6 protein-coding genes are annotated in these 7,610 nt (G+C 51.1%); 3 read left to right on the plus strand and 3 right to left on the minus strand.

Translation table 11 applies throughout. The annotated features are described in order from the left end of the window. Positions 1 to 14: 14 nt before the first annotated feature. Positions 15 to 1,187, plus strand: a complete 1,173-nt coding sequence (locus IQ268_RS23340) for a histidine kinase (RefSeq protein WP_193884223.1) — start codon at positions 15 to 17, stop codon at positions 1,185 to 1,187. Positions 1,188 to 1,201: 14 nt separating this feature from the next. Here IQ268_RS23340 and IQ268_RS23345 read toward each other — a convergent pair whose 3' ends face one another. Then, the gene (locus IQ268_RS23345) at positions 1,202 to 1,546 is read right to left on the minus strand and encodes a resolvase (RefSeq protein WP_193884225.1); all 345 of its coding nucleotides are present in this window, start codon (positions 1,544 to 1,546) and stop codon (positions 1,202 to 1,204) included. A gap of 204 nt (positions 1,547 to 1,750) precedes the next feature. Between IQ268_RS23345 and IQ268_RS23350 the strand changes: the two genes are divergently transcribed. Then, entirely contained in the window at positions 1,751 to 2,524 is a 774-nt protein-coding gene (locus IQ268_RS23350; RefSeq protein ID WP_193884227.1) for a pentapeptide repeat-containing protein, read from the plus strand. Between the two features lie 32 nt (positions 2,525 to 2,556). On the opposite strand, the gene IQ268_RS23355 is transcribed toward IQ268_RS23350, so the two are convergent. Continuing rightward, positions 2,557 to 3,150 (minus strand): SRPBCC family protein, encoded by a 594-nt coding sequence (locus tag IQ268_RS23355; protein WP_339383516.1) that lies wholly within the window; start codon positions 3,148 to 3,150, stop codon positions 2,557 to 2,559. A gap of 101 nt (positions 3,151 to 3,251) precedes the next feature. Beyond that, positions 3,252 to 5,318: an ATP-binding protein gene (locus IQ268_RS23360; RefSeq protein ID WP_193884230.1), complete on the minus strand. Its 2,067-nt coding sequence runs from the start codon at positions 5,316 to 5,318 to the stop codon at positions 3,252 to 3,254. A 583-nt stretch (positions 5,319 to 5,901) separates the two neighbouring features. Between IQ268_RS23360 and IQ268_RS23365 the strand changes: the two genes are divergently transcribed. Further along, on the plus strand, positions 5,902 to 7,599 hold the full coding sequence (locus tag IQ268_RS23365; protein WP_193884232.1) for an ATP-binding protein: 1,698 nt from the start codon (positions 5,902 to 5,904) through the stop codon (positions 7,597 to 7,599). The last annotated feature ends 11 nt before the right edge of the window (positions 7,600 to 7,610 follow it).

The following is a 7,610-nucleotide window of genomic DNA, read 5'->3' on the forward strand; positions in this document are numbered from 1 at the left end:
ACCAGTCAGGTCTCATGGAGGCATTGCCTAAATCGAACACTAGTTCAGAGGCGGTTTTACAGCTCTTGTTATTTGTAGACAAGCGCCCCAACTCGCTTGAGAAAACTCGCCAAATTCGCAACTACTTAAGCGAGCTGGAAGCCAGCCATCATTTTGAGCTACAGGTGGTTGATGTTGGAGAACAGCCCCATCTAGCAGAACACTTTAAATTGGTAGCCACTCCCTCTCTGATTAAGATTCATCCCGAACCCTTTCAGACTCTAGCAGGCAGTACCCTCATTCCTCAGCTCAAAGATTGGTGGCCGCGCTGGCAAAAAGCAGCAGAAGAGTTTGAAGCCAATCTGCATAAGGCTGACATCAACGGAGCCGCTTCACAATCTACAATTGGTTCGATCGCCCATTCGGCTGAATTGCTGAAGCTCTCGGATGAAATCTTTCGTCTTAAGCGCGAAACGGATGAACTAACCAATCATCTCAAGTTTAAAGACCGTTTAATTGACATCCTGGCTCATGATTTGCGTAACCCACTCACGGCGGTATCCATCGCCCTCGAAACGTTAGAAATGGGCAACGGATTGAAGGAAAATGGGCGCAACCACCGTTTAACGCCTGCCATGACGGCTCAATTGCTAAAACATGCCCGGACTCAAACCAAAGCCATTGATCGCATGATCACCCATATCCTGCAAGCCGCAAAGGGAACAGAGGTCGGCTTCCAGATTCGACCGCAACGGGTCAGCTTGGGAGACCTGTGCCTGGATGTGATCGAGCGGTTGCGCGAGCAATTCATCGCCAAGGCGCAGCGCATCTCAACCGATATTCCGTCAGATTTGCCCACTGTTTACGCCGATCCAGAGCGGGTCAAGCAAGTGCTGGTGAACCTGCTAGATAATGCCATCAAATATACGCCAGAAGGCGGCACCATCGAGCTAACCACCCTACACCGCACCACCCAAAAAGTGCAGGTTACCATTTGCGATAATGGCCCTGGCATTCCGGAGGAAAACCAGGAACATATCTTTGAAGATCGCTTCCGGCTAGAACGGGATCAAGGAAAAGAGGGTTATGGTATCGGGCTATCTCTCTGCCGTCGAGTAATTCAAGCCCATTATGGTCAAATTTGGGTCGATTCGGTGCCCAACCACGGCAGCAGTTTTAACTTTACGCTCCCAGTGTACCGCCTTTAGATTGTTCACCCGCTTCACCGCGACTCCAATAGCTGATGAATATGCTGAAGCTCGCTTAAGATAGCCTTGAGAAGTTCCTGTGTGGCGGTTTCAGTCGGCTCTTGAATCTTGATGGTGATTTGCTTGATGCCCAAGACCTCCTGTGCAAACCGAGCCACCTCGTTGGGATGAAACAGCAGAGGATCGTCCTTATTTAGCCGTAATTCAGGATTAAGGCGCTTAGGGTCATAGGGTGGGTTCAGTTCGTTGAGGTCTGTATTGGAATAACGATAGACGGAGGCACGAGACCGATTTAAGGCTTTTTGGACAGATTCGATCGGCATCAGTCCCTGCGAGTTAGTGGCGGCTTCAACATCCATGCGCTGATTCTTATGAGTGCTGGTTCTGACGAGGAAGTCTCATCGCAACATCCTAACATCTCTAGAATCTTGTGTCGGGACAACTCAATCTTAGTTTGAGAAAAGAAACCAAACTTGGGAAAACGGCTGTCAGATGAGTGTGATTTTGGGTACACTTTGGACAACTCACGTCCCCATTCCAGCCCTAGCTCAATGGATTGGTCTATGAAACTTAAGCTTCTCTTTGTTCTAACGCTGGCATCGGTTGGTTTAGTCACTCCAGCCCAAGCCGAAAACGTCCAACATACCCAACAGTTGATGAATTCGAGAGAGTGTCAGCGGTGTGACCTGAGGGAGGTGGGGTTGGTCTACGCCAATCTATCCGGCGCAAATTTACAAGAGGCCGATTTAAGCCTGGGGAACCTGGCTCAAATTGATTTGCGGAACGCCAACCTGCGTGGGGCTAACCTGGCAGGAGCCGTACTGTTTAGTGCTGACCTGCGCGGTGCCGATTTAACAGGAGCCGATCTGCGCGGTGCCGATTTACGGGGAGCGCAGATGGGTGGCGTCGTGCTAGAAGCGGCCAATCTGGAGGGAGCTAACTTAGTTGGTGCCTTTGATATTCCGTCCCAAATTTTGACGGCTGAAGATCTATACATGTGGGGCTTGGCCGAAGCCCAGCGAGGCAATTTTAGGGGAGCGATCGCCTATTACAACCAGTCTATTGGCCTCAAACCTGAATTTCCCCACGCTTACCTGGCTCGCGGCATTTCCCGGTTTCGCTTAAGTGATGAACCCGGCGCACTACAAGATGCTGAACGCGCAGAGCAGCTTTACCTGGCTCAACAAAACGAACAGGGTCAGTTAGCGGCTACCCGGTTTTCTGAAGGGCTACAAGCGTTGCAAGAAGCAGAAGCAAGGGGCAGTCGCGGCAGAGGCGGAAATTTCTTGAACTTCCTTGGTTCGTTGAGTACCGTTCTGTTGCGCTTCCTGTTCTAAATTAGCTTGCAGGAGGAGCAGGGAGGGCAGCTTCAGCCAAACAGCACATCTGCCCGTTGCCGAATTGCAGTCAGGTTGAGGACTAATCCCTGCCCCAGCCGACGCTCAATTAAACCCACGGGCATAGCGAGATGGGGAACGACGAGTACGGTGTAGCATAAATCGGTAATGGGCTGCTCGGACGATCGCACCGATTGAATCTGCCAACTCCCCGAAAATTCTCTAAAATCACCCTCCACCATCCGAAAGTCAATTTGGTGGGGGAAGGTTTCAATCATATCCAACACCACACGAGCACAAAACTTCAGCTTGAGAAAAGACTGAGCCCCAATCTGCTCCAGGCGAACACCACCCTGAGGATGATCGATGCGTCGGCTCTTCGCCAGACTGGGAATAAAATCGGCTAAATGGTCGTAATCGGTGAGAATCTGCCAAAGTTGCTCTACCGAATAAGGAACCTGAAGGTTGGCAGAGATCCGCCGCTTTCGTCCTTCTAGCTTTTCGGTACGAACATCTACCCCTTGCGCTGAGGCATTCTCAAGCGGCAACTCCATGTCTAACTCTGCTGCGCCGTTTGCAACATCAGACAGATTGGATGTGAAGTCAAACTTGTTTGCTTCTGCCACAAACTCCTCCTCGCACAATTCGGTCAACACAACACGCAAATTCAGGATGGCAACTTCTATAGTTAACCGTGATTTAATGTTTCATTCAGGACGAAACTCTGTCAAGCGCTCGTAGGTATAAATCCCTCAGGGAACTGGGGTAATGTCAGTGTAAAGCACGTTTCCCATACCTCACTGCCATTAGAGGGTTGGCTCGAGGCTACGATCGCGCCATTGAGATGTTCTGCCAATCCCTTTACCAATGCTAATCCTAAGCCCGTTCCCTGGATCGCTCGTTGGGTTACGCCACGCCCACGGCGAAACTTTTCAAAAATGTACGGCAGTTCTTCTGGTGTAATTCCAGAGCCGTTATTCGTGACTGTCATCACCACCTGGCTAACAGACTGTTCGACCTCTTGCGATATCTTCAGTTGCACCAGGCTACCAGGTGCCGCATATTTTCTAGCATTGGTTAACAGTTCTACCAAAATGCGATTCAGGCTGTCTACGTCGGTGTAAAGCGGCAGTAGACGAGTCGGTAGATCGACCTCCAGGGTTAAACCGCTGTCTGTAAAGCGCTCAGTAAAGGACTCTACCAAATCACGCACGAGAAACTTGAGATCAATTTTTTGCAACTGAACGGAACTATTGCTGGTTTCTAACCGCTGTAGTGCTAGCAGGTCGTTGATAAGACTGGTTTCCTGGAGGCACTGCTGTTCCAGGATATCAAGATATTTCGCCTGCCGCTCGGGAGAGAGTGCCGCTTGACGCAGCATCCGAATTGCTAATGTCATGCTGGTTAGAGGAGTTAACAGTTCGTGGCTCATGGTGCTGAGAAACTCTTCATGAATCGCATTGAGCCGCCGCAGTTGACCGATTTGTTGCCGCGTCTTTTCGTAGAGTTTTGCTTGAACATCAAGGCTGCGACGCAGTTGAGCCGTTCGTTCATCTACTAATGCCTGCACCTGACGCAGCGTCCGGTTTTGAATAATTGCCGTACTGAGTTGAGCCGCAACCAGTTGGATAAACGCCACCTCTTCTGCATTCCAGAACCGCGCATGGGTGTGCTGGAGCACAAGACAGCCCAAAATAGTGCCCTGATTCTCTAACGGTACCAGCAAGGTCGATGGCATCGTTTCTGGATTAAAGATGGGAGCCACGCCAGTGTCGCTGTCTGAATCGTCTGAGCTAAGTTGAGCGAACTCATGACCAGGGGCTGGAATAGCAATCGGTTCAATTCCGTTTGTGAAAATGGATTGACAAATTCGACAGTCAGCCAAACTAAACGACTGGCTAATCCACGTTCCTGTCTCTTCGTGAATTTCATCCGGGTAGACCGGGCTGGCGAGCCTTACCGCAGGCCGTTCACAGGCAGATGGAAACTCGCAGACGACAATGGCGCGTCCTCCCGGAACTCGCTCGCTCGCTCGGTTTTTGTGGAGCGGATCGGTGTATTTCATCAGGAGTACAAGCCCACGGCTCACTTGCAGAGCCGACACAGATCCTTCCACGGCGAGTTGAAACACCTGGTCGAGGTTCCAGTCGTTGCGAATGGCTCGTGTGAGTTGATCCACCAGGGTTTGATACTGAATCTGCTGCTGCACCTGCTGTTCGAGCTGCGCTTGTGAGATGGCGATCGCCACTTGTTTGGAGACTGCTTTAAGTAACTGCACTTCTAACTCCGTCCAACCATCCGGGCATGAGCGTGTAAGGATGATGACTCCATTGACTTGCCCTTGAAATAAGGTTCTGGTGACCAGAACCGCTCTTGGTTGTGAACCCTGAGGCGAACCTGCCGCAGTGGACGGGCGTTCGACGACAGGAGACCATGCCTGTAAATCTGCAATAGCGATGGGATGAGCATTCGACATCCAGTCCTGGAAGGCTGGGTGATGTAACACCTCTGAACACTGGAGCGATTCGCCAGAGATGATATCCCGAAAGCGACAGTAGGAAACAGGTACAGATTCAGGACTGAATGCTTTGATTGCAATCGTGCAGCGATCCGCATGCAATGACTGTTCAAGGGTTTCCGTCAGCCGTTTTAGAGCAAGTTGCGTGCTGTCACTCGTTAACATGATGTCAGTCAGGCGATGCTCTAAGTTGTGAATGATGGGAAGCCAACTCTGCCGAATAGGCAGTTCCTTAGAAGCGGAATGGCACGGAGACGGGGAAACCTCGTTTACCATGGCTGACACTGCCCACTTTGTTGAAGCTTCAGGCTCTATAACTGAACTAGGACATTCCTGAAAATCCATCGTTACTGGCTCCTGTGGGGCGTTGCAAAGATGAACAGCCTTGGAAGTCTGCAAGGCTCTGTTGCAGATCTACCCGTTAAGACCAGGCAATTACAGATGACGGAATTAAAGCAGTAGGGCAGTTGAACCAATGTGGGAACATTCACGACGAACACCGATACACAGTAGAGCTAGACCCATCAGCGCTGGGAACTTGACTTCACGTTTACTCAATCCTTTCGTCCGCAGGGTCTAAGGAACTATGATGTTTCCACCAGACTCAGGCCTAAATTCAGGTTGTCGCCTGAAGGCACTACCGAGACGGTCAGCAGCACCATCCTTGATGTTGGTTGAATCCATTAACGAATAAACTGATCCGCTGGCTTTAAACTACACGGTCTAGAGTGGAACGGTATCCGTGATTTCCCTGTCATTGGTTGGCGGTACCCCAGGGATATCCAGCGCTGTAGACAGTATTAATACCAAGCCTTCCTTTGTCTGAATTTAACGATCTGTTGTATCAAGCCTCGAATCTATGAGTGCAGCACCTGCTTCTTTTTCGTCTTCGCATACGATTGGCACAGTGAAAGGGCCTGGAGAGAATGGCAATCAATACGTGTTCATCACTGCCGACAATCGCTACGTCAAAATTGGTGAGTTTGTTTATTACGAAGTGCAGGCGGCTGAAAATTCGCAAGCGCCCGTTTTACAAATTCTCGGCAAAATCTCGGCGCGGTGTTTGATCGATCATTTGCCCGATCGCATCTTTGCCGATACAGAAATTAGCCCGGAGGCGATCGCAGCACTGGTGGGTTTTGCTCATCCCAACCCGGAAATTTATGAAGTGACGGTTGATGTCATCGGTCACTTTCATCCGGCGCTGGGGTTTATGAACCCCCGGAAAGCGCCCGATCCGGGAACCAAGGTGTGCTTAGCCAGCGACCAGGGGTTGCGGCAGGTGTTGAGCAAAAAGCAGCCCAACGAAGTGGGAGCAGCCTATATTGGGTCGTTGCTGCTGCGCGATATGGATGCGGTGCCGATCGCACTGGATGTGAAAGAACTGGTCAGCACGCACATGGCCATTTTAGCCGGAACAGGGTCGGGGAAATCCTACACGGCTGGTGTGCTGGTGGAAGAACTGCTGTCGCCGCATAACCGGGCAGCGGTGCTGATTTTTGATCCCCACGGCGAGTATGGTACGCTTTCCCAGATGCGGGGACATCCTGCCTTTGCCGCTGAAGATGGCTATGCCCCCAACGTGAAAGTGTTATCGCCTGAGCATGTCAAGATTCGGATCTCGTCGTTAGATTATTACGATATTTTGACGTTGCTGCCGGAGATGAGCGATCGCCAGCAGTCTATTCTCAACAAAGCCTTCACCATTCTCAAAAAGCATAAGTATGGGGACTACCGCTGGGGTGTGAACGATCTGATTGCTGCCGTATTTGAGGCAGATCGCACCCAGGACGAAGAGGGCAATGAAAAGGTTGGCTCGTCGGCTCCGGCAATTGAGTGGAAGTTGGAACGGTTGGCGCGATCGTCCTACTTTCACTCGTTTGACCACCTTGCCCCGCGCGACCTGTTTGAACCGGGGCAGGTGACCGTGCTGCAAATGAATGAAATTAGCCAGGAAGAACAGCAGGTGATCTGTGCAGCGGTGCTGCGGCAGGCTAATCAGGCGAGGATGAATACGCAAAAGGGAAATATTAACCCGGATGACGAGAATTACCTGCCCTATCCAGTCTTCATTTTGATTGAGGAAGCGCATCGCTTTGCCCCCTCTCATGAACCGTCGCGTTGCAAAATGATTTTGCGAACGATTTTAAGTGAAGGCCGTAAATTTGGCTTGGGCGTGGGGTTGATTACTCAGCGTCCGGGCAAACTCGATTCGGATGTGCTGTCTCAGTGTATGAGCCAGTTCATTATGCGAATTGTCAACCCAGTTGACCAGGATAGCCTCAAATACGGGGTCGAAGCGGCTGGACGCGACTTGCTCAAGGAGTTGCCTGCACTTACCAAAGGGCAGGTGATTATTTCCGGATCGTGCGTCAACACACCCGTACTGTGTCAGGTGCGGAAACGGATTACAGACCACGGTGGCGAGACTTTGAATGCACCAGAAATGTGGCAGCAGCATTTTCAAGCCCATCAGGTGCGCTCCCGCGAGATCGAACAAGCACCTGTGGTGGGGCGATCGCGAGCCAAAACTTTTCGGGGAGTGAGTATTGAGTAGGGGGTATGGGG

The sequence above is a fragment of the Oculatella sp. LEGE 06141 genome (assembly GCF_015207605.1).
Taxonomy (GTDB): Bacteria; Cyanobacteriota; Cyanobacteriia; order Elainellales; family Elainellaceae; genus Oculatella.

Bases quoted from the DNA above. Each gene is read 5' to 3' on its own strand.
- IQ268_RS23340 (WP_193884223.1), top strand. From the start codon at position 15: ATGGAGGCATTGCCTAAATCGAACACTAGTTCAGAGGCGGTTTTACAG.
- IQ268_RS23360 (WP_193884230.1), bottom strand. From the start codon at position 5,318: ATGGTAAACGAGGTTTCCCCGTCTCCGTGCCATTCCGCTTCTAAGGAA.
- IQ268_RS23365 (WP_193884232.1), top strand. From the start codon at position 5,902: ATGAGTGCAGCACCTGCTTCTTTTTCGTCTTCGCATACGATTGGCACA.
- IQ268_RS23350 (WP_193884227.1), top strand. From the start codon at position 1,751: ATGAAACTTAAGCTTCTCTTTGTTCTAACGCTGGCATCGGTTGGTTTA.
- IQ268_RS23345 (WP_193884225.1), bottom strand. From the start codon at position 1,546: ATGGATGTTGAAGCCGCCACTAACTCGCAGGGACTGATGCCGATCGAA.